The 23,112-nt window shown below is 54.9% G+C and carries 16 protein-coding genes; 2 read left to right on the forward strand and 14 right to left on the reverse strand.

The genetic code is table 11. The features are described 5' to 3' along the window. Window positions 1-17 precede the first annotated feature (17 nt). The 9 genes from gltB to ACQUQU_RS14450 form a co-directional block, all read right to left on the reverse strand. Entirely contained in the window at window positions 18-4,469 is a 4,452-nt protein-coding gene (gene gltB / locus ACQUQU_RS14410; RefSeq protein ID WP_430460401.1) for a glutamate synthase large subunit, read from the reverse strand. A 198-nt stretch (window positions 4,470-4,667) separates the two neighbouring features. Then, window positions 4,668-6,299: an AAA family ATPase gene (locus ACQUQU_RS14415; RefSeq protein ID WP_430460402.1), complete on the reverse strand. Its 1,632-nt coding sequence runs from the start codon at window positions 6,297-6,299 to the stop codon at window positions 4,668-4,670. 14 nt (window positions 6,300-6,313) lie between these two features. Beyond that, entirely contained in the window at window positions 6,314-7,405 is a 1,092-nt protein-coding gene (aroB, locus tag ACQUQU_RS14420; protein WP_430460403.1) for a 3-dehydroquinate synthase, read from the reverse strand. Window positions 7,406-7,410: 5 nt separating this feature from the next. After that, complete coding sequence (aroK, locus tag ACQUQU_RS14425; protein WP_430460404.1) at window positions 7,411-7,926, reverse strand: shikimate kinase AroK; 516 nt, start codon at window positions 7,924-7,926, stop codon at window positions 7,411-7,413. A gap of 2 nt (window positions 7,927-7,928) precedes the next feature. Next, window positions 7,929-10,016 carry a type IV pilus secretin PilQ gene (pilQ, locus tag ACQUQU_RS14430; protein ID WP_430460405.1) on the reverse strand — a complete coding sequence of 696 codons (2,088 nt, stop codon included), beginning with the start codon at window positions 10,014-10,016 and terminating at the stop codon, window positions 7,929-7,931. A gap of 4 nt (window positions 10,017-10,020) precedes the next feature. Further along, complete coding sequence (locus ACQUQU_RS14435; protein ID WP_430460406.1) at window positions 10,021-10,554, reverse strand: pilus assembly protein PilP; 534 nt, start codon at window positions 10,552-10,554, stop codon at window positions 10,021-10,023. Next, complete coding sequence (locus tag ACQUQU_RS14440) at window positions 10,551-11,198, reverse strand: type 4a pilus biogenesis protein PilO (protein WP_430460407.1); 648 nt, start codon at window positions 11,196-11,198, stop codon at window positions 10,551-10,553. The genes ACQUQU_RS14435 and ACQUQU_RS14440 overlap by 4 nt, the downstream gene beginning before the upstream one ends. A 2-nt stretch (window positions 11,199-11,200) precedes the next feature. Next, window positions 11,201-11,749 (reverse strand): PilN domain-containing protein, encoded by a 549-nt coding sequence (locus tag ACQUQU_RS14445; protein ID WP_430460408.1) that lies wholly within the window; start codon window positions 11,747-11,749, stop codon window positions 11,201-11,203. After that, a complete protein-coding gene (locus tag ACQUQU_RS14450; protein WP_430463044.1) occupies window positions 11,749-12,810 on the reverse strand; it encodes a pilus assembly protein PilM in 1,062 nt (353 codons plus the stop codon). The genes ACQUQU_RS14445 and ACQUQU_RS14450 overlap by 1 nt, the downstream gene beginning before the upstream one ends. A 211-nt stretch (window positions 12,811-13,021) precedes the next feature. Here ACQUQU_RS14450 and ACQUQU_RS14455 point away from each other — a divergent pair, with 211 nt between their 5' ends. Then, a complete protein-coding gene (locus ACQUQU_RS14455) occupies window positions 13,022-15,508 on the forward strand; it encodes a penicillin-binding protein 1A (RefSeq protein WP_430460409.1) in 2,487 nt (828 codons plus the stop codon). Between the two features lie 89 nt (window positions 15,509-15,597). Here the strand turns inward: ACQUQU_RS14455 and ACQUQU_RS14460 are convergent, their stop codons facing one another. Further along, a complete protein-coding gene (locus ACQUQU_RS14460) occupies window positions 15,598-17,001 on the reverse strand; it encodes an FAD-binding oxidoreductase (protein ID WP_430460410.1) in 1,404 nt (467 codons plus the stop codon). A 231-nt stretch (window positions 17,002-17,232) separates the two neighbouring features. Here ACQUQU_RS14460 and serA point away from each other — a divergent pair, with 231 nt between their 5' ends. Beyond that, on the forward strand, window positions 17,233-18,462 hold the full coding sequence (gene serA / locus ACQUQU_RS14465) for a phosphoglycerate dehydrogenase (protein WP_430460411.1): 1,230 nt from the start codon (window positions 17,233-17,235) through the stop codon (window positions 18,460-18,462). A 78-nt stretch (window positions 18,463-18,540) separates the two neighbouring features. Here the strand turns inward: serA and ACQUQU_RS14470 are convergent, their stop codons facing one another. The 4 genes from ACQUQU_RS14470 to hisH all read right to left on the reverse strand — a co-directional run bounded on the left by ACQUQU_RS14470 (window position 18,541) and on the right by hisH (window position 23,099). After that, window positions 18,541-20,772: a TonB-dependent receptor plug domain-containing protein gene (locus tag ACQUQU_RS14470; protein WP_430460412.1), complete on the reverse strand. Its 2,232-nt coding sequence runs from the start codon at window positions 20,770-20,772 to the stop codon at window positions 18,541-18,543. 147 nt (window positions 20,773-20,919) lie between these two features. After that, window positions 20,920-21,684, reverse strand: coding sequence for an imidazole glycerol phosphate synthase subunit HisF (gene hisF / locus ACQUQU_RS14475; protein ID WP_430460413.1), 765 nt, complete (start codon window positions 21,682-21,684; stop codon window positions 20,920-20,922). A 1-nt stretch (window position 21,685) separates the two neighbouring features. Further along, window positions 21,686-22,426, reverse strand: coding sequence for a 1-(5-phosphoribosyl)-5-[(5-phosphoribosylamino)methylideneamino]imidazole-4-carboxamide isomerase (hisA, locus tag ACQUQU_RS14480; RefSeq protein ID WP_430460414.1), 741 nt, complete (start codon window positions 22,424-22,426; stop codon window positions 21,686-21,688). Between the two features lie 28 nt (window positions 22,427-22,454). Next, window positions 22,455-23,099, reverse strand: coding sequence for an imidazole glycerol phosphate synthase subunit HisH (gene hisH / locus ACQUQU_RS14485; protein WP_430460415.1), 645 nt, complete (start codon window positions 23,097-23,099; stop codon window positions 22,455-22,457). Window positions 23,100-23,112: the final 13 nt, after the last annotated feature.

The following is a 23,112-nucleotide window of genomic DNA, read 5'->3' on the forward strand; positions in this document are numbered from 1 at the left end:
CTCTCGCCCTGGCCTGATTACTCAGGACGAGCACGGGTGTTGTTCAGCAGTTGTTGTAAGTCGGCCGCTTTTGGTTTGACCAGCCAGAACTTGCCGATGAAACCATCAAAGTCGTCCAGAATGGTCTGGCCCCAGGCACTGCCGGTTTCCGCAACGTATTCGCGCAGCGTGCTGCGCAGGTGGCTGCGGTGGGCTTCTGTCAGCTCGTTCGAGATGCGGTGAATATCGACCAGCTCGTGGTTGTACTTGTCCACGAAGGTGTTATCCATATCCAGCACGTAGGCGAAACCACCGGTCATACCCGCACCGAAGTTGTAGCCGGTTGAACCCAGCACACACACCATACCGCCGGTCATGTATTCACAGCAGTGATCACCGGCACCTTCAACCACGGCATGAGCACCGGAGTTACGAACGGCAAAGCGCTCACCGGCACGGCCGGCTGCCAGCAACTTACCGCCGGTCGCACCGTACAGGCAGGTGTTACCCACAATGGAGGTGTCGTTGGACTTAAAGGCAGAACCTTTTGGCGGGAAGATCACCAGCTTACCGCCGGTCATACCTTTACCCACGTAGTCGTTGGCATCACCTTCCAGCACCATTTCCAGACCGCCGGCGTTCCACACACCGAAGGACTGACCGGCCACGCCGGTCAGGTTCAGGCGCACTGGCTTGTCAGCCATGCCCTGGTTACCGTGACGCTTGGCGATTTCACCGGACAGACGGGCACCGATGGAACGGTCACAGTTGGTGATACGGAAGCTGAATTCGCCACCGGCTTTGTTTTCAATAGCCGGCAGAACCGCTTCGACCATGCGCTCGGCCAGCAGGCCTTCGTCGTACGGCTTGTTGCGGGCAATCTGTACAGTCTGTGGCTTGTCGGCCGGAATCAGGTCGTTGGCCAGCAGCGGAGTCAGGTCGAGGTGACGCTGTTTCTCGGTCAGGCCATCGATCATTTCCAGCAGGTCAGTACGGCCCACCAGTTCTTCCATGGTGCGCACACCCAGCTTGGCCATCCACTGACGGGTTTCTTCAGCGATGAAGCGGAACATGTTCTTAACCATGTCCGCCGTACCGATGTAGTGTTCAGCACGCAGGTCGTCGTTCTGAGTCGCAACACCGGTCGCGCAGTTGTTCAGGTGACAAATACGCAGGTACTTACAACCCACGGCCACCATCGGCAGAGTACCGAAACCGAAAGACTCTGCACCCAGAATGGCCGCTTTTACCACGTCCAGACCGGTTTTCAGACCGCCGTCAGTCTGTACGCGTACGTTGCCACGCAGATCGTTGGCACGCAGTGCCTGATGCGCTTCGGACAGACCCAGCTCCCACGGGGAACCGGCGTATTTGATGGAGGTAATCGGCGATGCCGCGGTACCGCCGTCGTAACCGGAAATAGTGATCAGGTCGGCGTAAGCCTTGGCCACACCGGCGGCGATGGTGCCGACGCCTGGCTCAGAGACCAGTTTCACCGATACCAGCGCTTCCGGGTTCACCTGCTTCAGGTCGAAAATCAGCTGCGCCAAGTCTTCGATCGAGTAGATATCGTGGTGCGGCGGAGGTGAAATCAGGGTTACACCGGGTACTGAATAGCGCAGGGTCGCAATCAGGTCGTTAACCTTACCACCTGGCAGCTGACCGCCCTCACCCGGCTTGGCACCCTGAGCCACTTTGATCTGCAGCACTTCTGCGCTGGCCAGATAAGCAGGGGTTACACCAAAACGACCGGAAGCGATCTGCTTGATCTTGGAGTTACGGTTGGTGCCGTAACGCAGCGGGTCTTCACCGCCTTCACCGGAGTTGGAACGGCCACCCAGATCGTTCATCGCCAGCGCCAGCGCTTCGTGCGCTTCCGGCGACAGAGCACCCAGCGACATCGCGGCGGTGTCGAAACGCGGGTAGAGTTTTTCTACCGGTTCCACTTCACTGATGTCGATAGATTGAACGTCTTTACGCGGAGCCAGCAGGTCACGGATGGTTGCTACCGGACGCTTGTTCACCAGATCGGCGTAGCGGTTGTAGGCATCCTGATTGTTGAACTGCACAGCTTCCTGAATGGATTTCACCACGTCAGGGTTGTAGGCGTGGTATTCGCCACCGTGAACGTACTTGATCAGGCCGCCGTGTTCGATTTTCTTACGGGCTTTCCAGGCGTTGCCACGCACCAGTTCCAGATCGGCCTGGAAGTCGGCGAAGGTGGCACCACCGATACGGCTAGGCACACCGGCGAAGCACAGATCCACCACTTCTTTGCTCAGACCCACAGCTTCGAACAGCTGCGAACCACGGTAAGAAGCCACGGTAGAGATACCCATTTTGGACATCACTTTCAGCAGGCCCTTGCGGATGGCCTTGCGGAAGTTCTGCTGAGATTTCAGCGGATCGCCCAGCAGTTCGCCACTGCGATGCAGATCGGTCAGCACGTCGTAGGCCAGCCACGGGTAAACGGCGGTCGCGCCGAAACCAATCAGCACAGCAAACTGGTGCGCGTCTCGGGCAGCACCGGTTTCAACCACGATGTTGCCATTGGTACGCAGGCCGGTTTTCACCAGACGGTGGTGCACAGCACCGGTCGCCATGGCCGCCGGGATCAGCAGCTGGTCTTCGCGCACTTCGCGGTCAGACAGAATAACGATCACGTCGCCGTTGCGCATGGCCGCTTCGGCCTTGTCAGCCAGATCGGTCACTGCTTGCTTCAGACCCACAGCCGGGTCGAATGCCATGGACAGAGTGACACAACGGAAGGCTTCCAGACCTGTGGTCTGCAGGCCCTGGAATTTCAGTGGCGACAGTACAGGCGATGTCAGAATGATGCGATTGGCATGATCGGCACTGCTTTCGAAGACGTTCTTCTCGGCACCGATACAGGTTTCCAGCGACATCACGATGGCTTCACGCAGCGGGTCGATCGGCGGGTTGGTTACCTGCGCGAACTGCTGACGGAAGTAGTCGGCCATATGACGTACGCGCTGGGACAGAACGGCCATCGGGGTATCATCACCCATGGAGCCCGTTGCTTCCTGGCCTTCTTCGCCCATAGGACGCAGCACCTGATCACGCTCTTCATTGGTGATCAGTTGCAGTTTCTGGTGGGTGTTCAGCAGGTCGCCGGTCAGCGGTTCCGCGTCGTCCACTTTCTGCAGCAGCAACTGGCTTTCCATGCGGATCGCGTTTTCTTTCAGCCACTTCTTATAAGGGAACTCTGCTTTCAGCGCGTTATCGATATCGTCTGTGGTCAGCAGTTTGCCTTCCTGAGTATCGATTGCCAGCATCTGGCCAGGGCCCACGCGGCCTTTGGCAACCACGTCTTCCGGCTTATAGCTGTGCACGCCCACTTCGGACGCCACAGTGATGAAGTTGTCTTTGGTGATAACCCAACGCGATGGACGCAGACCGTTACGGTCCAGACCACAGACGGCATAACGACCGTCGGTGATGACCAGACCCGCAGGGCCGTCCCAGGCTTCCATGTGCATGGAGTTGTATTCGTAGAAGGCACGCAGATCGGCGTCCATGGTTTCTACGTTCTGCCAGGCTGGCGGAATCATCATGCGGATAGCGCGGAACAGGGATACGCCACCGGTCACCAGCAGTTCCAGCATGTTGTCCATGGAGGAAGAGTCAGAACCGGTGGTGTTTACCAGCGGCGCCAGATCGCTCAGGCCCGGCAGCAGATCGCTGTTGTATTTCGGGGTACGGGCATTGGCCCAGTTACGGTTACCCTGAATGGTGTTGATCTCACCGTTGTGCGCCAGCATGCGGAACGGCTGAGCCAGAGGCCAGCGCGGCATGGTGTTGGTGGAGAAGCGTTGGTGGAATACGCAGATAGCGGTTTCCATGCGCTCGTCGCCGAGGTCCGGGTAGAAGTTCGGCAGGTCCACCGGCATCATCAGACCTTTATAAGACAATACTTTGTCGGACAGGCTGGCGATGTAGAAATCACGGAATTCGGTCAGTGCTTTCTCGGCATAACGACGGGCGTAGAACAGCTTCACACCGAAATCGGCTTCACTCATGCCGGCAGCCGGAGCGACAAATACCTGCTCAAAACGCGGCAGGCAATCCAGCGCCATCGGGCCGAGGAAAGCGTTATCGGTAGGAACGGTGCGCCAGCCCTGAACAGAGAGGCCCTGAGAGGTAATCGCCTGTTCTACGGCCGCTTTCTGTTTAGCGAAGACCGCGTCATCCAGGTCCATAAACAGCATGCCAACGGCGTACTGTTCAGGCAGGGTAATGCCTGCTTCTGTGGCTACCGCGCGCAGGAAGGAATCCGGTTTCTGGATCAGAAGACCACAGCCGTCACCGGTTTTACCATCCGCAGCAATACCGCCGCGGTGCGTCATGCAGGTTAAGGACTCAATGGCTGTCTTCAACAGCCGGTGGCTCGGCTGACCTTCCAGATGGGCCAGCAATCCGAATCCACAGTTGTCCTTAAAGTCGCCTGGGGTGTACAGACCAGTTCTCATAGAACAGCTCTCATCTTTAAAAACGATTTAAAAATCAAGTGCTTGCAGCAGCCCAATACTCTAAATTCAAGCTACGTGTAGGCAAAAGGACGCCCATTCTACACATCTGGGCCCCCTGCCACAAATGTGTGAGCAATATGAGTTTTTTTGTAAGCGCCGGAGAGGCCGGCGCTGGAAGGAATCAGTGAAAAACCAGCGTCAGCGCAGGGCCTCCTGCACAGCCCGGACGTCCCGGATCCAGGGTGATTGCTTGCGCAGCGTCTGCGGCATCGCATTCACGGCAGCCTGCGCTTCCGCTCTGGTGGCAAAGATGCCACACACGACCACATGCCATGGCTTACCTTCGTGCGACGCCTGATACTGATACAAAGAACCCGCGACCTGATCCTGCCACTCTTTGCGGAAGGACGACGCGTTGTCTGCTTTATAAGTACCAAACAACTGCACAACAAAGCCTTCTTTTGCGGCCAGCAACTGCTGCTCTGCCGCCGTTCTGGTAGTCGCCACCGCCTTTGGCGAGGCCACTTTCGTATCAGCAGGCTTAGTCGCTTTTGACTGAGTAGCTTTTGACTGAGTAGCTTCCGACTGAGTAACCACAGGCTTATTAACCTTGGCTACCGCATCAACCGCTTTGGCAGGCTGCGCCACTGGCGAAACCTTCTTAACTTCCGGCTCAGATGCTTCAGTACGGGTGTCGGCGACGTTGCTTTCCAGCTCAGGCTGAACGGAAGATGCCGGTTCAACAGGCTTTGCTCCACCGTAGTTATAATCGGGCTGAGTAGCAACGACCGGAGGGTTGATCTCGGCGGTTTCACCATCAAAAGCGGACAAAGCGGATTCGCTTTCCGGCAGCGGTTCCTCTTCAGTCGCTGGCGCAATGTCAGCACCCGGGACATCCGCTGCGCCGGCTAACCCAGACGTGGCCGGAGCCGTGGCGAGTATTGAGCCACTGCTGGCGTCAGTGGACTCGATATTCTGAGCCGAATAATCACTATAAAGGAAGGACATAGCCAAAGCGGCTGCAACGGCTGTAATCGCCAGAATGTGAGTGACCGGAAAGCGGCTCTTGGCCTGCACATGGGCGACAGGCGCCGGCGCAACTGAGCCCAGCAGATAGTCTTCTGCCTCGTGCAGCAAAGCACCCGGCCAACCACCACTGGATTCCCAAATGGACAACAGCTCGTCGTGACTCAACGGCAGTGGCTGCCCAGGAGATAAAGCCTCCTGCAGCAGAATGGCAGCATCGTCCAGCGTCAGTGGTTCCAGCTCGACACGATGCAATGGCGCATTGGCGGGATTTGCACGGATAGCATCTTCGAAGCCGGTGAGGCCGAAGAGCGAAAAGGAAATAATCTGAGGCACCAGCAGAGCAAAATGCGCAATTTCGTTCAGGGTACCGGCATCCAGCTGCTCCGCCTGATCAATGATCACAGTGAGTGAATAGCCAGCATCTGACTTTTCGATGGCCGCGTTGCGCACGCGCTCACGTGCGGCCACCAGATCATCCGGCAGACGCGGGAGATCCCAACGATCGGCAATCGCACCAAGAATGCCGGGCATTCCCAGCATCAGATCACCCGTGAGCAGAAGCGCATCTTCCGGGTCTTCACGCAGCGAAGCCAGTGCTTGCGCCAGAACGGATTTGCCACTGCCATCCGGCCCGCTCACAGTGACCAGAAGTTCACTGTAAGACGCCAGATGACTGAGTAATTCGATGGTTTTGTGCTGCGATGGCAGCAGATGAGGAAGTGACAACGCTTTGTACCCTGCAGACAGATTATCGTTCTGCCCAATCAGGATCTCGTCATCCAGTTCGTAATCCGCGTCCATATTGCCTCCTGGTTTCAGGGCTGACCGAGTTTATCGCCTGCCACCAGTGTCTGAGTCAATAAGTCTTTAGGAACATCGGAGGTCACATAGGCTTCGCCAATGCGCTTCATCAGCACCAGCCGGATGCGTCCGTCCAATACTTTTTTATCTACCTGCATGCGAGTCACGTAATCTTGCTCGGACATATCATCCGGCCCCACGACGGGCAAACCCGCTCGGATCAGCAGCGTACGCAGGTCGGCAAGTTCCTGAGCCGACACATCTCCCATGCGCCAACAAAGATCCGCTGCCTGCAGCATTCCTGTACCCACAGCCTCACCGTGCAGCCAGTTGCCGTAGCCCTGGTGAGATTCAATGGCATGGCCAAAGGTGTGGCCCAGATTGAGAATGGCGCGAATACCCGACTCGGTTTCATCCTGCGCGACGACTTCGGCTTTGTTGCGACAAGAACGCTCAATGGCATAGGCAAGCGCCTTTGGTTCTCGCGCCATCAGAGCATCGATGTTATCCACAATCCAGTCATAGAAGCCGCGGTCACAGATCAGACCGTACTTGATGACCTCAGCCAGACCGGCAGACAACTCTCTAACCGGCAGAGTATTCAGTGTTTCGGTATCAGCAATCACGGCACGGGGCTGATGAAAGGCTCCGATCATGTTCTTGCCCAGAGGGTGATTCACGCCGGTTTTACCGCCGACCGAAGAATCAACCTGAGACAACAGCGTGGTCGGCACCTGAATAAAATTTACGCCGCGCTGATAGGACGCCGCCGCATAACCACACATATCCCCAACAACACCACCACCCAGAGCCAGCAGAGTGGTCGTGCGGTTGTGCTGCTTTTCCAGTAAAGCGTCGTAAATCAGATTCAGCGTCGTCAGATCTTTATAGGCTTCGCCATCCGGCAGAATAACTGCATCAACCTGATAGCCAGCCAGTGCGCTTTTCACTCTATCCAGATACAGAGGTGCCACGGTTTCGTTGGTGACAATCAGCACCTGACGACCACTGATATAGGGCTTATACAGCTCAGGATTATCAAGAAGACCCGTGCCGATAAAAATGGGGTAGCTACGATCGCCGAGATCGACAGTAAGGGTATGCATCAGGCTCAGCCTTTCAGTTTGTTTCGCAATTCCTGCACAACCCAGCGAGGGTTGCGCTTATCGGTCTGAATGATGATGTCTGCGACTTCGCGATACAAGGGATCGCGCTTTGCAAACAAATCTCTCAACACCTGTTCAGGATTGTCATTTTGCAGCAGCGGACGGTTTTTGTCCTTCGAAGTGCGAGCAAGTTGCTGCTCGACGGAGGTGCACAGATAGACCACTGTCCCACGCCCAGACAGGTTACGACGATTCGCTTCACGCATGACGACACCACCACCAGTGGCCAGTACTATGCCATCCATCTGAGTCAGGTCATCGATGGCCTGTTCTTCGCGTTCGCGAAAGCCGAGTTCGCCCTCTTTATCGAAGATCCACGGAATATTCGCCCCGCAGCGTTCTTCAATAACTTTATCGGAATCGATGAATTCCAGTTTGAGTTCGGCGGAAAGAAGACGGCCGATGGTGCTTTTACCAGCACCCATCGGCCCTACGAGAAATACAGACTGCGTTCGCTTCATGATTAACGATTGCTGAGCGAATCCTTGACCAGACGAGGCGTGATGAACACCAGCAGCTCGCTCTTATCAGTAGACTGATTGGTGTAGCGGAACAGCGCACCAATCAACGGCAGATCACCGAAGAACGGGGTTTTGCTGATGGAGTAGATCTCTTCAGAACGGAAGATTCCCCCCAGAACCACAGTCTCTCCATTATCAACCAGAACCTGGGTTTCAACGGCATTGGTATTAATACTCGGGCCTGCTGACGTCAGCTCACCAACAGAATCCTGATTGATCACCAGATCCATAATGATGCGATCATCCGGCGTGATCTGTGGCGTCACCTCAAGCTTCAACACGGCAGACTTGAACGAAATACTGGTTGCACCACTGGAGCTGGCTTCCTGATACGGGATTTCAGTACCAGACTCAATGGTTGCTGTCTGACCATCTGCAGTGATGACTCGAGGCTGAGAAACAATCTCGGCACGGCCGTCTGTTTCAATAGCGGCCAACTCCAGATCCAACAGATAATCTGCCGTTTGATAGCCAACTGCAAAGGTGGTTGCTGCCGTATTGGTAACCCCAAAATTGACTACGTTTGCACTTGTCAGGTCTATAGTTTGGTCTGATGATCCACTAGAGGCGCGATCAAATAAGATCTGATTACCTTCTGTCAGAGTCGTCTGGCTACCACCCACAGTTGTCCAATTACTGCCGTTGTTTTTGTAACCCGCACCACCCCACTTAACGCCCATCTCCTCACCTACACTGGTCGTAGCGACAACGATACGGGCTTCAATCAAGACTTGGCGAACAGGAACATCCAGCATAGTGAGCGCTTCACGCACTTTCTCAAGATTGCTGGCGGTGTCTTTCATTAGAAGCGTATTGGTACGCTCATCGACTACCGCAGAGCCGCGTTCCGACAACAATCCTTGTTCGGACGTCAGAAGCTTCGCCAGATCTGCAGCCTTTGCATACCGAAGCTGCATGTACTCCGTAACAAGCGGCGCAAGGTCTTCCACCTGTTTGACCGCCTCAAGCTCAATCTTCTCACGAGCTGCAATTTCCTCTGCAGGAGCAATCAACAGAACAGAGCCCATTTGGCGCTTGCCCAGTCCTTTGGTTTTCATTACCAGATCCAATGCCTGATCCCAAGGGACGTTTTGCAAACGTAAAGTAATATTGCCCTGCACGGTGTCTGAAGCTACCAGATTGAGCCCCGTGAAATCAGCAATGAGCTGAAGCACCGCACGCACCTCAATATTCTGGAAGTTCAGAGAGAGCTTCTCACCGGTAAACGGAAACTGTTTTTTACGCTCTTCCTTTTGCTCCGCAGGAGGCACAGAAACATTGATCGAGAGGAGCTTATCAGTCTGGTAAGCGAGATATTCAAACTCATCTGAGTTGGGCTCAATCACGATTCGTGCAGACCCCCCATCACGCTTAGCATCAATAAAGCGCACAGGAGTGGAGAAATCAGAAACATCCAGTCTGCGACTCAGATCGTCAGGCAGACGAACACCTTCCAGATCAGCAATAATTTTTGAACCTTCGCGACGAATATTCGCCGATGCTCTGGCATCGTTCAACATGATCTGAATCTGGCCCTCGCCCAAATCACCACGTCGAAAATCCACATTCACAATTTTCATGTCAGAAGACATCGGCACGACTGACTCGACCGCACCAGTGAATACCTTGTCGCCCTCAGCCTGACCGATACGAATCAGAAGAACATTCCCTTCTACCGCAGTGCTGTAGCTGACCAGCCTAGAAAGATTTACAACTAGTCGGGAACGATCCTTAGTTGTAACCAGAGTTGCGCTACGTGCATTGCCAGAGCCAATTTCATGGCGCTTATTTTTAAGTGTGCTGGCAACGCCAGGTAAATCTATGGCGATTCGAGCTGGCTTTTCAATTGTGTAGCCACTGACATTAGGCGGAGCGCTATCGAACTGCATCCGAATTTCTGTGACATCCCCAGGTAGGGAGGAAAAACTCATATCATTGAGCGTGGCTGCCGATACGACAGCAGATGCCACCCCAAAAACTGCAAATGACAACACTCCGAACGCCGCTTTGAAGGCTTTCACGATATTCATAGACTTACTCTCCACCTAGTCCTTCAAGCGCAACAGTTCTCGGCCGCTCAATCCAGCCACCCATACCGTTAGGCACAATTTCAATCAGATTAATTTTATAGTCGCCAATAGAAATAATGCGGCCAAAGTTCTGCCCCATATACTGGCCCTCTTTAACCCGAACAACGCTACCATCACCATCCCGCACCAGCGCCCATAGCACGCCATCAGCCCGCGTTAAAGTTCCCACCATAGCCAAAGAGCCTAATGCATATTGTTCAAGGTGCTCTTTGGGTCGATCCATATCCGGATGAATGTCAGCCCCTTGCTGAACCTCGACCTGAGTATCTTCAATAATTGGAAGCTCAAACGGAGAACGTAATCCGGCCGCACTATAGTTAAAGTATTCGTATGGTTTAAAAACCGGAATCGGCTCGATACGGCCACGAGGCCGATTCAGGGTAGTGTCTACGAATTTCTTAAGATCACTAACATCTGAGTCTCCGCCACACCCCAACAAAGAACCAGCCAGCAAGCAAAGGCAAACGAAGCGCTTCATTTCGCGCCCCCTTCATCTCCACCATATTGATAGGTCTTAGCTTGAATTTTCATTTTTAGCATACCTGAACTTCCGGTTCCTTCGACCGAAAAATCATGCAACGTCACGATTCGGGGCAGCGAAGCAACGGCGGACACAAATGCCCCCATCTCGTGATACCCCCCGACAACCTCAATATCGATAGGTAATTCGTTATAAAACTCCGTCTTTGCCATCTTCTGGGGATCTATTGCATTTAGCTTCAGACCTGCACTAAGTGCCGCCGAACTAATATCATCAATCAAACCCGGAACTTCAGTATCTCGAGGGAGCTGCTTCAACAACGAGCCGAAGCTTTCTTGCATTTCTTCCATCTGAGATTTATACGCTGCCAGATTCGAAACCTTAAAGGCCTTGCCCTCAAAGTCCTTCTTCAACGAAACTTCCTTTGCCTGATCACGCGAAAGAGCGTCAAGGTTGTCTGACACCAAACCAAAGAATCCACCAACAAGAACTCCAGCGAACAGAAGCACACAAAAGAAAGCTTTCCCTGCGATGGGCCAAGACCCCATATTCTCCCAGTCAATATCGTTTAGATCATCAACCTTGAATTCATTTGCCTTAGCGATAAGGGCTTTGAGATCAAATTTATTCTGATCGACCATGATCACTCCTCCTCGGCTTTCGGCTGAACGCGCTTCATACTGACTTCAAACTCGTTCACACCTTCACTCTTAGACTGGACCTTAATTAAAGCAGGCTCAGCAAACCAATCAGATTGATCAAAGTTCCGCATCAATGCAGCCACACGGTTATTTGATTTAGCAACCCCTTTTATCATCACGTCAGTCCCTTTGACGGATACTGATGAAAAATAAAGGTCATCAGGCACTGAACGCGCCATCTCATCAAAAACCCTTACAATAATTGGGCGATTACCCTGCAATGCCTGAATGAGCTCCATACGCTCAATCAACTTTTGCCTGGTCTCCTTAAGGGCCTTAATCTCATCAATTTTGGCGTCGATAACCTTGGTTTCTTTGACAATAAAATCATTACGAAGTCGCTGAGAATCAATTGCCCCCTCAACACTCACGTTTACGACATAAACGATGGCTGCCGCGACAACCAGAACAGTTCCAATAACGCCATAGAACTGATTCTGACGTTCCTTTCGAAGCGCCTCACGCCAAGGTAGGAGGTTAATCTTTGCCATTAATCAAAACTCCTCATGGCCAGCCCGCACGCAATCATCAGCGACGGCGCATCACTGCTCAGAAGGTTAGCATTCACTCGCTGAGACAATGTCATGTTTACGAAAGGATTGGCGATCACAGTGGCTATACCCAACACTTCCTGCACTTCGTCTGCAAGATGAGCAATGGAGGATGTACCGCCAGCCAGCACGATGTAATCCACGTCATTAAACTGACTGGATGAGTAGAAAAACTGCAGGGAGCGACTGACCTGTTGTACAACCGCACGACGAAACGGCTCCAGCACTTCACTCTCATAATCGTCCGGCAAACCGCCTTCCAGCTTGGAGCGGGAGGCCTCGTCCTCTCCCAGACCGTAGCGACGCATAATGTCCTCGGTCAGCTGCCTGCCTCCGAAAAGCTGTTCACGGGTATAAATGGATTTACCGTTGTGCAGAACGCTCAGCGTGGTCATGGTTGCGCCAATATCGACGATGGCAACGGTTTCAATTTCATCGCCATCGAGTTGCGCTTCGATAAGCTCAAATGCACGTTCAGTACAAAAGGCTTCGACATCAACAACCGCAGCTTCAAGGTTCGCGTATTCGACTGCGTCTTTGCGGCGCTCGACGGTTTCTGAGCGGCAAGCAGCCAGCAACACGTTAACCATGTCGTTGCCGCTATCGGAAGGGCCCTGAACTTCCCAGTCCATGGCAACTTCTTCGAGAGGGTACGGAATATACTGATCGGCCTCAGCGCGAATCTGGAAGTCCATTTCATCTTCCTTCAGCTTGCCGTTCATCTGCACCGTTTTGGTGATGACTGCAGAACCGGCGACGGCCAGCGCAGCACGTTTGGCCGAGGCGCGTGAACGGGACAATGCTTTTTTGATGGCCTCGCCAACCGCTTCGTCATTGCTGATGCTTTGTTCGACGACCGCGTTTGCGGGAAGGGGCTCACAGGCGTAGGCTTCCACCTGATATCTACCGTTATTGTGACTCAGTTCAAGAATCTTGACTGAGGTGGAACTGATATCCACCCCAAGCAATGCCTTGCTCTTTTTCTGAAACAGGCTGGCCAACACGACAAATCCCCTTGAGAATCATGAACTTAGCTAATTAAGCTCACTCAAATCCTATATGCTCAAAGTCATTATAAGCACATTCCTATTAAAAGAACAAAAAAGCCTTATAATGCCGCAACCCGCATATTCACTGGCTTTCTGAGGCATTTGGCTCCCCAATTTTATGAACAGGTCACACCCGATACTGCGCTTTGTTTTTTGGCTTGTAATGTCCATATTCGCCGGCTCCGGTGCTGTGATTCTGGCCATCTATCTTTTCCTCGCCCCAACCCTGCCAGATACCGAAGAACTGAAGAACGTTGAACTGCAGACGCCATTGCGGGTGTATACCGAAGACGGCCGTCTGATCAGCGAGTTCGGTGAAAAGCGCCGCTCACCACTGACCTATGAAGAAACCCCCAAACAGTTCATCAATGCCCTTCTGGCCTCTGAAGATGATAGCTTCTTTGAGCACTTCGGCATCGATCTGAAGGGCCTTGCCAGGGCGGTTTTCGAACTGATGCGTACCGGCCGTAAGAAATCGGGCGGTTCAACCATCACCATGCAGGTTGCCAAAAACTACTACCTGTCTTCGGAAAAAACCTTCGCCCGCAAATTCACCGAGATCATGCTGGCCCTGAAAATTGAGCAGGCCCTGACCAAGGAGGAAATCCTTGAGCTGTACATCAACAAGATCTATCTCGGTAAGCGCGCCTACGGCATCGAAGCCGCCGCGCAGGTGTACTACGGCAAATCCATCAAAGAGCTGAACCTCGCCCAGCTGGCCATGATCGCCGGTTTGCCGCAGGCGCCGTCGGCCGCCAACCCGATCAACAATCCGCAACGCGCCATGGATCGCCGCAACTACGTGCTCGCGCGCATGCGCACACTGGACATGATCAGCGGTGAAGAATTCGAAGAGGCCGCGCGCGCGCCGGTCACCGCCCGCTATCACGGCGCTGTTTCCGAAATTTCCGCTCCCTACATTGCTGAAATGGTACGCCGTGACATGGTCGAGCGCTTCGGCGAAGAGGCTTACACCGCCGGCTACAGCGTTTACACCACAGTCAATTCCGTGCGCCAGCTGGCGGCCAACCGCGCCCTTCAGGCCGGCATTCTTAAGTACGACCGCGACCACGGCTACCGCGCGCCCAAGCCGTCCGTAGCCCCCGTTATGCTTGACGTTCCATCCGACCCATCCCTGAAGGAATGGCAGGACAAGGCCGACGCCTCACGCGATATCGACTGGGCACAAACCCTGGACGACTGGAGTGAAGTCCTGCGCGAACAGGAAGAACTTGGCCTGATTGCTCCGGCGATTGTGACCAAAATTGAAAAGACCGGCGTGTGGTTCCTGCGCGATGGCGCTGAGTTCTGGTTGCCAATGAGCGGCATCCTGTGGGCCAAGCCCTATGTCGACGTCAACATCGTGGGCAAAGAGCCGACGCAGCCATCTGCCGTTCTGACGGTTGGTCAGCAGATCTGGATTGAAGATACAAAAGAAGGACCGGTTCTGGCGCAACTGCCGGAAGTGGAAGGCGCACTGGTGTCGATGAAGCCGGACGACGGCGCCATTCAGGCTCTGGTCGGAGGCTTCTCTCCGTCAAGCAATCAGTTCAACCGCGTCATTCAGGCAGACCGCCAACCCGGCTCCGCATTTAAGCCTTTCATTTACAGTGCAGCGCTGGCCAACGGCTTCACACCGGCCAGCATCATCAATGACGCGCCCGTGGTCTTCGAAGATGCCAGCCTTGAAAGCACCTGGCGCCCGGAAAACCACAACGGCAAATTCTATGGTCCGACCCGTCTGCGCGAAGCCCTTTACCGCTCTCAGAATCTGGTATCCATCCGCATTCTGAAGCAAATAGGCCCAAGTACCGCGGTGAAATACGTAGAACCCTTTGGCTTCCCGCGCAGCAAGCTGAATGCCGACCTGTCGCTGGCATTAGGCGCGTCGGCCGTCTCGCCGATGGAGCTGGCCACCGGCTACTGCGCTCTGGCCAACGGCGGCTTTGCCGTGAAGCCTTACCTGATTCACCGCATCGAAGACAACAGCCGCAATATTCTGTTCAGCGCCGATCCTGTGGCGGTCTGTCACGCCTGCGAGGAAGCGAAAGAACGCGCGGCACTGGCCGCTGCCAGCGGACAGCTGCCTGACGCCGACGACGAAATTGCCGCCCCGGTTGTTGCTGAAGCACCGACCAACGAAGCGCCACGCATTATGGATAAGCGCACGCACTTCCTGATGATCAGCATGCTCAAAGACGTTGTACGTCTGGGCACAGGTCAGCGCGCACTGGCACTTAACCGTGACGATCTGGCGGGCAAAACCGGTACCACCAACGATCAGAAAGACGCCTGGTTCTCAGGCTTCAGTCCGGATCTGGTGACCACTGTATGGATTGGTTTCGATCAGCCGCAAACGCTGGGCAAATGGGCGTTCGGCTCCAACACCGCCCTGCCGGTGTGGGTCGACTACATGGGTGACGCCCTGAAAGGCGTGCCTCAGCATCCGTTCGAACAACCCGATGGTATCGTCAGTGTGCGCATCGACCCGGCCACCGGGCTGCTGGCCCGCCCAGGTCAGACCGACGCCATCTTCGAGTATTTCCGTGAAGAAGACGTACCGCACGAATTCGCTGGCAGCAATACCGCCGGCGACAGCGAACTGGAAAGCTCAGGCCAGAGCGAAGTGACGCCGGAGCAGCTCTTCTGAGCATCCGGCCGAACGAATCAAGATGCCGGGAACGGCGCCCAATAAAAAACGCAGCCTGAGCTGCGTTTTTTATTGCCTGAAGACCGGGGTTACAGATCGACCAGCTTGCCCGGGTTCATGACGTTGTTCGGATCGAACACCAGCTTCAGCGCTTTCATGTAAGCAATTTCAGCGTCAGAGCGCGTGTATGGCAGGTAGGCTTTTTTGGTCATGCCCACACCGTGTTCCGCAGAAATAGAACCGTCGTATTTCTCGACGATTTCCATCACCCACTTGCTGACCTTATTGCAACGCGGGAAGAACTCTTCCTTCGGCAGCGCATCCGGCTTGAGGATGTTCAGATGCAGGTTACCGTCGCCAATGTGACCGAACCAGATGATCTCGAAATCCGGGTATTCGCGGGTCACAACTTCGTCGATTTCGCGTAGGAATGGCGGCACTTTGGAAACGACCACAGAGATGTCGTTTTTGTACGGCGTCCACTGGGCGATGGTTTCAGAAATGTCTTCACGCAGGCGCCACAGATTAGCGGCCTGAGTTTCACTCTGACTGATCACACCATCGACCACCCAGCCATTTTCCACACACTGCTCGAACAGGCTCATGGACAGATCCATGTCGGCGTCGGTAATGGCTTCGAATTCAACCAGCGCATAGAAATCAGCATTGCTCTCGAACGGTGCCGGCACATCACCACGGGCCAGCACTTTGCTCATGGCTTTGTCAGAGAAGAACTCAAACGCGGTCAGGTCCATGCTCGACTGGAACTGGTTGAGCACTTTCATGACGTCGTCCAGTTCCGGAATCGCCAGCACCAGCACGGTCAGATTTTTCGGCGGACGGGTCAGACGCATGGTCGCTTCGGTCACGAAGCCCAGCGTACCTTCAGCACCGATAAACAACTGACGCATATCGTAGCCGGTGTTGTTTTTCAGCAGATCTTTGTTCAGGCGCAGAATATCGCCTTTACCGGTCACCACAGTCAGACCAGCCACCCACTCGCGTGTCATCCCCCAACGGATCACTTTAATACCGCCGGCGTTGGTGCCGATGTTGCCACCAATCTGGCTGGAACCGGCTGACGCAAAATCGACTGGGTAGAACAAGCCCTGCTCTTCCGCGTAAGTCTGCAGCTGCTCAGTGATCACACCGGCACCACACTTCACGGTGCGGTCGACAGCGTTGAACTCAGAAATCTGGTTCATGTAATCGAACGCCACAACCACTTCGCCATTGGCCGCTACGGCACCCGCACTCAGACCGGTGCGACCACCGGACGGTACCAGTTGCAGACCGTGCTCGTTGGCCAGCAGAACGATGTCGCGCACCTGCTCGGTGGTTTTCGGAAACACAATGGCAGAAGGCTTCGGATCGTAAACCTTGGTCCAGTCTTTACCGAAGGTCTGCAGAGAATCAGCATCGGTACGAACCTTGTCGTTGCCAACAATGGCCGACAGGCGTTCGATCAGGGCGTCTTGGGTCAGGGCAGTCATGGGGAATCCGCTCAGATGAAAGCAATTCACCTCAAATTGAGTAATCTTCGTGATGAAAACCGGGTTTGAGGCTCACGTTAACAGGCCGGCTATGCTAGCATACGCGCCTTATTTTTCGGAGTGGTTTTCACTCCCGGTGACCCCGGCGTCTGTTTCCGCAGAATCTGTTTAGCGTATCTGCACCGGATCAGGCCACCGCACAGTTTTTACTACTGTCTTATAGGTACCACCATGGCCCATACGTCTCTGGATAAAAGCAAGATCAAGTTCCTTCTGCTGGAAGGTGTGCATCAGTCTGCTCTGGATACCCTGCACGCTGCTGGTTACACCAACATCGAATACCTGAAAACCTCGCTGCCGGACGCAGAACTGAAAGAGCGCATCAAAGACGCGCACTTTGTCGGTATCCGTTCCCGCACCCATCTGACGGACGAGATTTTTGAAGCGGCAGAAAAACTGATCGCCGTTGGCTGTTTCTGTATCGGTACCAACCAGGTCGACCTGAAAGCCGCCACCAAGCGTGGTGTTGCGGTATTCAACGCACCTTACTCCAACACCCGTTCCGTTGCAGAGCTGTCTCTGGCCGAAATCATCATGCTGATGCGCGGTATCCCTGAGCGTAACGCCCAGTGTCACCGTGGTGGCTGGAACAAGTCTGCCGACAACTCTTTCGAAATCCGTGGCAAGAAACTGGGTATCGTGGGTTACGGTTCCATCGGTACTCAGCTGTCTGTTATGGCAGAAAGCATGGGTATGGACGTGTACTTCTACGACGTAGTAACCAAACTGCCACTGGGTAACGCCAAGCAGGTTGGCAGCCTGAAAGAACTGCTGAATCTGGCCGACGTGGTATCCCTGCACGTACCGGAAACCATCGCTACCAAGTGGATGATGGGCCCGGAACAGTTCGGCTGGATGAAGCAAGGTTCTTACCTGCTGAACGCCTCCCGCGGCACTGTGGTTGATATCGACGCTCTGGCCGAAGCCATCCGCAGCAAGAAACTGCTGGGCGCTGCCATCGACGTATTCCCGGTTGAGCCACGCGCCAACGGCGAAGAGTTTGTAACTCCGCTGCGTGAGTTCGACAACGTGATCCTGACCCCGCACGTGGGTGGTTCTACCCTGGAAGCACAGGAAAACATCGGTAAGGAAGTGGGCGAGAAGCTGGCTCAGTACAGCGACAAAGGCACCACCACCTCTTCTGTGAACTTCCCGGAAGTGGCGCTGCCATCCAACCCGAACGTCCACCGCATCCTGCACATTCACCAGAACGTGCCGGGCGTGATGAATGCCATCAACAGCATCTTCGCCGAGAACAAGATCAACATCTCTGGTCAGTACCTGCAGACCGTGGAAGATGTCGGTTACGTGGTGATCGACGTTTCCAAAGATGCATCTGAACTGGCACTGGAAAAAATCAAACAGGTTGAAGGCACCATCCGTGCCCGCGTTCTGTACTGATTAATTCCGCTCCAATAAAAAAGGCAGCTCCGGCTGCCTTTTTTATTGCACGTCAATCACTGCAACTGCCCCAAGCACTTACCACGACAGGCGCCAGCCCAGACGATTCAGCCAGCGCGGCGAGCGCTCGTACAACACCTGCCCGGCCAGCGGGTTGTACTCAGATGAGACACTCCAGGTGCCAAATCCGGAGTTGAACGCCCAGCGGCCAAGCAGGGTTCTCTGCTCGTAACGCCCCTGAGGAGCACCTGCAGCAACGCTGTTTCGATTGATGTCCCACAGCAAACCCAGCATGGCTTCGCGGTTATCGTTCCTCTGAGACCAGCTCAGACGAAGACTGTTTTCCGCTCCAAGCTTAACCTCATTTTCGTTATTCACTGAACGGTCCTGCGCAAGCCAGCCCACGGCCAGATTCTGTCCATTAAAAGGCTGCCAGCTGACTTGCCCCTCAACCCCCCGCAGTGTCATCGACCCATGGTTATCTATGACGGTTTCCCTGAGCGTTATGTGGCTGCTGATCAGATCGAGAAGACGTTCCTGATAGAATTTGATATCCAGTTGAACCGCTGGGTCAGAGAGATACTGGAAGTAACCGATTTCGGCCGCCACGATTTCCTCATCCATCAGCTGATGCTTATAATCCGAGGCGCGGGCCCGATAGAAAAGACTGCCCTGCGACAGGCCAAGGTAATTGTCAGACAAGCCTCGCAGACGTACCTGAGCATCCAGATAGCGTTCCGCCAGATCCGGTGTCCGCCGGCTGCGGGCCACCTGAAAACGGATGCTTTGTTGCTGCCCCAGCAGATAGTTCAGACCCACCCGGGGTGAGTAGCGCACGTCTTCATCGGGGCGGTATTCGGCCATCAGTCCGAACGTGGTAATAAGCTCCGGCAGTGGCCGGTATTCAATGTTGGTGAACGCCAGCCATTGGGTTTCCCGTACACTACCGTTCATGTAAGTCTCTGAATTCACTTCGTCGCGACGGTAGCCGATGCCCTGCACACTGCGCAGCTGATCATTCCAGCGCACCGTGTCCTGCCATTCCAGATCCAGTCGCTGCTCATAGATATCAAGGTTGCCCTCGCCACAGGCAGACTCGGCAAGCCCATCCGCTGCAACTGCCGACGCAGCCACACGGCGCGCCAACTGATAATCGTCGTCATTGATGGCGACACCCCGGCTACGGAGCTGCAGCAGGAGACTCTCAAGCTCGGGCACGCTAATCAGCCCAGCCGCGAGCCCGCTGAAAAGTTGCGGCACGAGCACTTGCTGCTGATCCGTCAGCGAGCCGTTCTGCCATCCCAGCACGGCAAGGCCCAACACCTCCGCCAGATCAGGATTGCTCTGGTACAGCGCCGACATATCAGGATCGAGACTGACCGTCGGTACACAGGCCCCGAAACCGGATTCCGTATTGGTGGCATTCCAGTACGCCTGCAGCTGCCACTCATGACTGGCCGACTGCTGATGGCGCCAGCGCGTCCACAGCATGTCGTTTACAGCATCTTCCTGCGGAGAGGTTGTCTGAAAATTGGAGTCCGCGATCACATCACGCAACGTCCGTTCACGCCCGGCCTGCCAGCGCAGATAGTCGTCACCATCCAGCTGTACGGCTCCGGACCAGAACAGCCCGGCGCTCTGGCGAAAATCCGGAAATCCGCCCACATCACCGCTGTCGGCATGAAAGGTATTGTCTTCGCCTTCGTGTAACCCGTGCAGGCTGAGCGATTGTTGCCACTCGTTGCCCTGAAACGCCACCGAGGCATAACCGTGGCGTCGCTCCCCGGTGCCCGCTGTCAGGGCAACAACACCGGCTTCGGCATCGGCAGGGTGACGGGTAATGATGTGAATAACACCCTGAAAAGCGTTCATGCCATAGCTGGCGGCACTGGGACCACGGGTGATTTCAATGCGGGCGATGTCGTCCACCGCGATGTTGAGCTGATCCCAGTTCACATTGGCAAACGAGGCTTTATAAACAGAACGGCCATCCACCAGCACTTCGAGCCGGCGCGCCAGAATGCTTTCACCCGAGTGGTACACCACACTGCTGCTGTTGGTTGCCAGTTCCTGCGCGACAAACATTCCGGGCACAAAACGGAAGGCGGAGGCGATGTCTTTCACGCCCCAAAGGCGGAGCTGTTCAGCCGTAATGACGGTCACACTGGCGGGTACTTCCGCCAGCGGCTGTTGCAGACGCACCGGCGTCAGTACTTCGGGAATTTCCGGCTCAAAGAAATCGTCGGCCCATACCACTGACTGGCTGGCCAACGTCAGCAGCAGAAAACAGCCGCAGGCTGGTCGTTTCATGTTCATCCCTGACACGGATACGAGTGACCAATTACACAACAAGCGCCACGTTTTGAAAATGCGCCAGCCCGCTTTTTTGAACGACAGGCACAAAAAAGCCCCGACTCAGGCAGAGGCGGGGCTCTTTTGTGGTCAATTGCTGTGCGCTCAGTCCAGACGCATCTCAATACCAGCGGCGGCCATATGCTGCTTGGCCTGCTGCACTGTGTATTCCCCGAAGTGGAAAATACTGGCGGCCAGTACCGCATCCGCGCGGCCGATTTTTACGCCGTCGACCAGATGGTCGAGATTACCGACACCGCCGGAGGCGATGACCGGAATATTCACTGCATCAGCAATGGCACGGGTAACACCCAGATCGAAACCGGATTTCACACCGTCGCGATCCATGGAGGTCAGCAGGATTTCGCCAGCGCCGAACTGCTCCATTTTTGCCGCCCATTCCACGGCGTTAATGCCGGTTGGCTTACGACCGCCGTGGGTGAAAATTTCCCAGCGGCCATCGGCCACCTGCTTGGCATCGATCGCCACCACGATGCACTGTGCACCGAATTTATCGGAAGCAGCCTTCACGAAATCCGGGTTATACACAGCCGCCGAGTTGATCGACACCTTATCGGCACCGGCATTGAGCATACGACGGATGTCGTCGATTTCGCGGATACCACCACCCACAGTCAGCGGGATAAACACCTGCTCGGCAATGGCTTCAACCATGTGCACTGTGGTGTCGCGACCTTCGTGACTGGCAGTAATATCAAGGAACGTGATTTCGTCGGCGCCCTGATCGTTGTAACGCTTGGCGATTTCCACCGGATCACCGGCGTCGCGGATGCCGACAAAGTTCACGCCTTTTACTACGCGGCCTTTATCCACATCCAGACAGGGAATGATGCGTTTCGCGAGCGCCATATCAGGCTCCTGTTAACTCGTCGGCCAGCGTCTGTGCTTCGGCCACGTCCAGGGTGCCTTCATAGATGGCACGGCCGGTAATAGCGCCGAGAATACCCTGACCCGCCACTTTCGACAGCGCGCGGATATCTTCGATATTGGTTACACCACCGGAAGCGATCACCGGAATACCGCCTTCAACCGCCAGTTGCAGCGTGGCTTCGACGTTAACCCCCTGCATCATGCCGTCGCGGGCAATGTCGGTGTAAACAATAGAAGTCACACCGTCATCCCGGAACTGTTTGGCCAGATCAACCGCTTTAACAGTCGATACTTCAGCCCAGCCGTCGGTGGCAACAAAGCCATCCTGAGCATCCAGACCAACAATCACAGTACCCGGAAAGGCTTTGCAGGCTTCTTTTACAAACGCCGGCTCTTTAACCGCTTTGGTGCCGATGATCACATAGCTGACGCCAGCTTTGATGTAGTGCTCAATGGTTTCCAGGGTGCGGATACCGCCACCGATCTGAATCGGCAGGCCAGGGAAGGCTTTGGCAATGGCGGTCACGGCTTCGCCGTTCACCGGGGTTCCGGCAAACGCGCCGTTCAGGTCAACCAGATGCAGACGGCGGCAGCCGGCATCTACCCAGCGTTTCGCCATGGAAACCGGGTCGTCACCGAATACGGTGGAATCGTCCATACGGCCCTGACGCAGACGCACGCACTGACCATCTTTCAAATCAATCGCAGGAATTACCAGCATTGTTGTACCTTAAAACTGTTTCAGAAAATCAGGCCTGACCATCCCAGGCTAAGAAATTACGCAGCAGCGCGAGGCCGGCGTTGTGGCTTTTTTCCGGGTGGAATTGCACAGCAAAGACGTTGTCTTCGCCAATGGCGGCGGCGAAATCAACGCCGTAATGTCCGCGGCCTTTCACCTGTTCAGGCTTTTCTGCCTGCACGTAAAAGGAGTGCACAAAATAGAAGCGACTGCTGTCCGGAATACCGGCCCAGAGCGGATGCGCAACCTGAGACACCTGATTCCAGCCCATATGCGGCACTTTCAGGTGTTCACCGTTTTCAATCAGATCTTTGCCGAAGAAACGCACCGCACCCGGGAATAACCCCATGCAATCCACGCCACCGTTTTCTTCAGAAGAATTCATCATCGCCTGCATGCCGACACAGATACCCAGCAGAGGTTTGGTTTTACGCACCTCGGCCACCACCTGATCAATGCCCTGACGGCGGATTTCGGCCATGCAGTCGCGGATAGCGCCAACACCCGGTAGCACCACGTGGTCGGCTTTCAGAATGGTTTCCGGATCGCTGGTCACCAGCACATTGGTATCCGGCGCCACGGTCTGCAAAGCGCCGTGGGCCGAGTGCAGGTTGCCCATGCCATAGTCGATCACTGCACAGATTTTACTGCTCATGCACGTCTTTCCT

This window comes from Thalassolituus sp. LLYu03, assembly GCF_050507655.1.
GTDB lineage: Bacteria > Pseudomonadota > Gammaproteobacteria > Pseudomonadales > Oceanobacteraceae > Venatoribacter.

What these genes read in the sequence shown, in the direction of transcription:
- aroK (WP_430460404.1), bottom strand. Translation starts at nt 7,926, where the DNA reads ATGAAGCGAACGCAGTCTGTATTTCTCGTAGGGCCGATGGGTGCTGGT.
- hisA (WP_430460414.1), bottom strand. Translation starts at nt 22,426, where the DNA reads ATGCTGGTAATTCCTGCGATTGATTTGAAAGATGGTCAGTGCGTGCGT.
- gltB (WP_430460401.1), bottom strand. Translation starts at nt 4,469, where the DNA reads ATGAGAACTGGTCTGTACACCCCAGGCGACTTTAAGGACAACTGTGGA.
- ACQUQU_RS14445 (WP_430460408.1), bottom strand. Translation starts at nt 11,749, where the DNA reads ATGGCAAAGATTAACCTCCTACCTTGGCGTGAGGCGCTTCGAAAGGAA.
- hisH (WP_430460415.1), bottom strand. Translation starts at nt 23,099, where the DNA reads ATGAGCAGTAAAATCTGTGCAGTGATCGACTATGGCATGGGCAACCTG.
- ACQUQU_RS14455 (WP_430460409.1), top strand. Translation starts at nt 13,022, where the DNA reads ATGTCCATATTCGCCGGCTCCGGTGCTGTGATTCTGGCCATCTATCTT.
- ACQUQU_RS14470 (WP_430460412.1), bottom strand. Translation starts at nt 20,772, where the DNA reads ATGAAACGACCAGCCTGCGGCTGTTTTCTGCTGCTGACGTTGGCCAGC.
- hisF (WP_430460413.1), bottom strand. Translation starts at nt 21,684, where the DNA reads ATGGCGCTCGCGAAACGCATCATTCCCTGTCTGGATGTGGATAAAGGC.
- serA (WP_430460411.1), top strand. Translation starts at nt 17,233, where the DNA reads ATGGCCCATACGTCTCTGGATAAAAGCAAGATCAAGTTCCTTCTGCTG.
- ACQUQU_RS14415 (WP_430460402.1), bottom strand. Translation starts at nt 6,299, where the DNA reads ATGGACGCGGATTACGAACTGGATGACGAGATCCTGATTGGGCAGAAC.
- ACQUQU_RS14460 (WP_430460410.1), bottom strand. Translation starts at nt 17,001, where the DNA reads ATGACTGCCCTGACCCAAGACGCCCTGATCGAACGCCTGTCGGCCATT.
- pilQ (WP_430460405.1), bottom strand. Translation starts at nt 10,016, where the DNA reads ATGAATATCGTGAAAGCCTTCAAAGCGGCGTTCGGAGTGTTGTCATTT.
- ACQUQU_RS14435 (WP_430460406.1), bottom strand. Translation starts at nt 10,554, where the DNA reads ATGAAGCGCTTCGTTTGCCTTTGCTTGCTGGCTGGTTCTTTGTTGGGG.
- aroB (WP_430460403.1), bottom strand. Translation starts at nt 7,405, where the DNA reads ATGCATACCCTTACTGTCGATCTCGGCGATCGTAGCTACCCCATTTTT.
- ACQUQU_RS14440 (WP_430460407.1), bottom strand. Translation starts at nt 11,198, where the DNA reads ATGGTCGATCAGAATAAATTTGATCTCAAAGCCCTTATCGCTAAGGCA.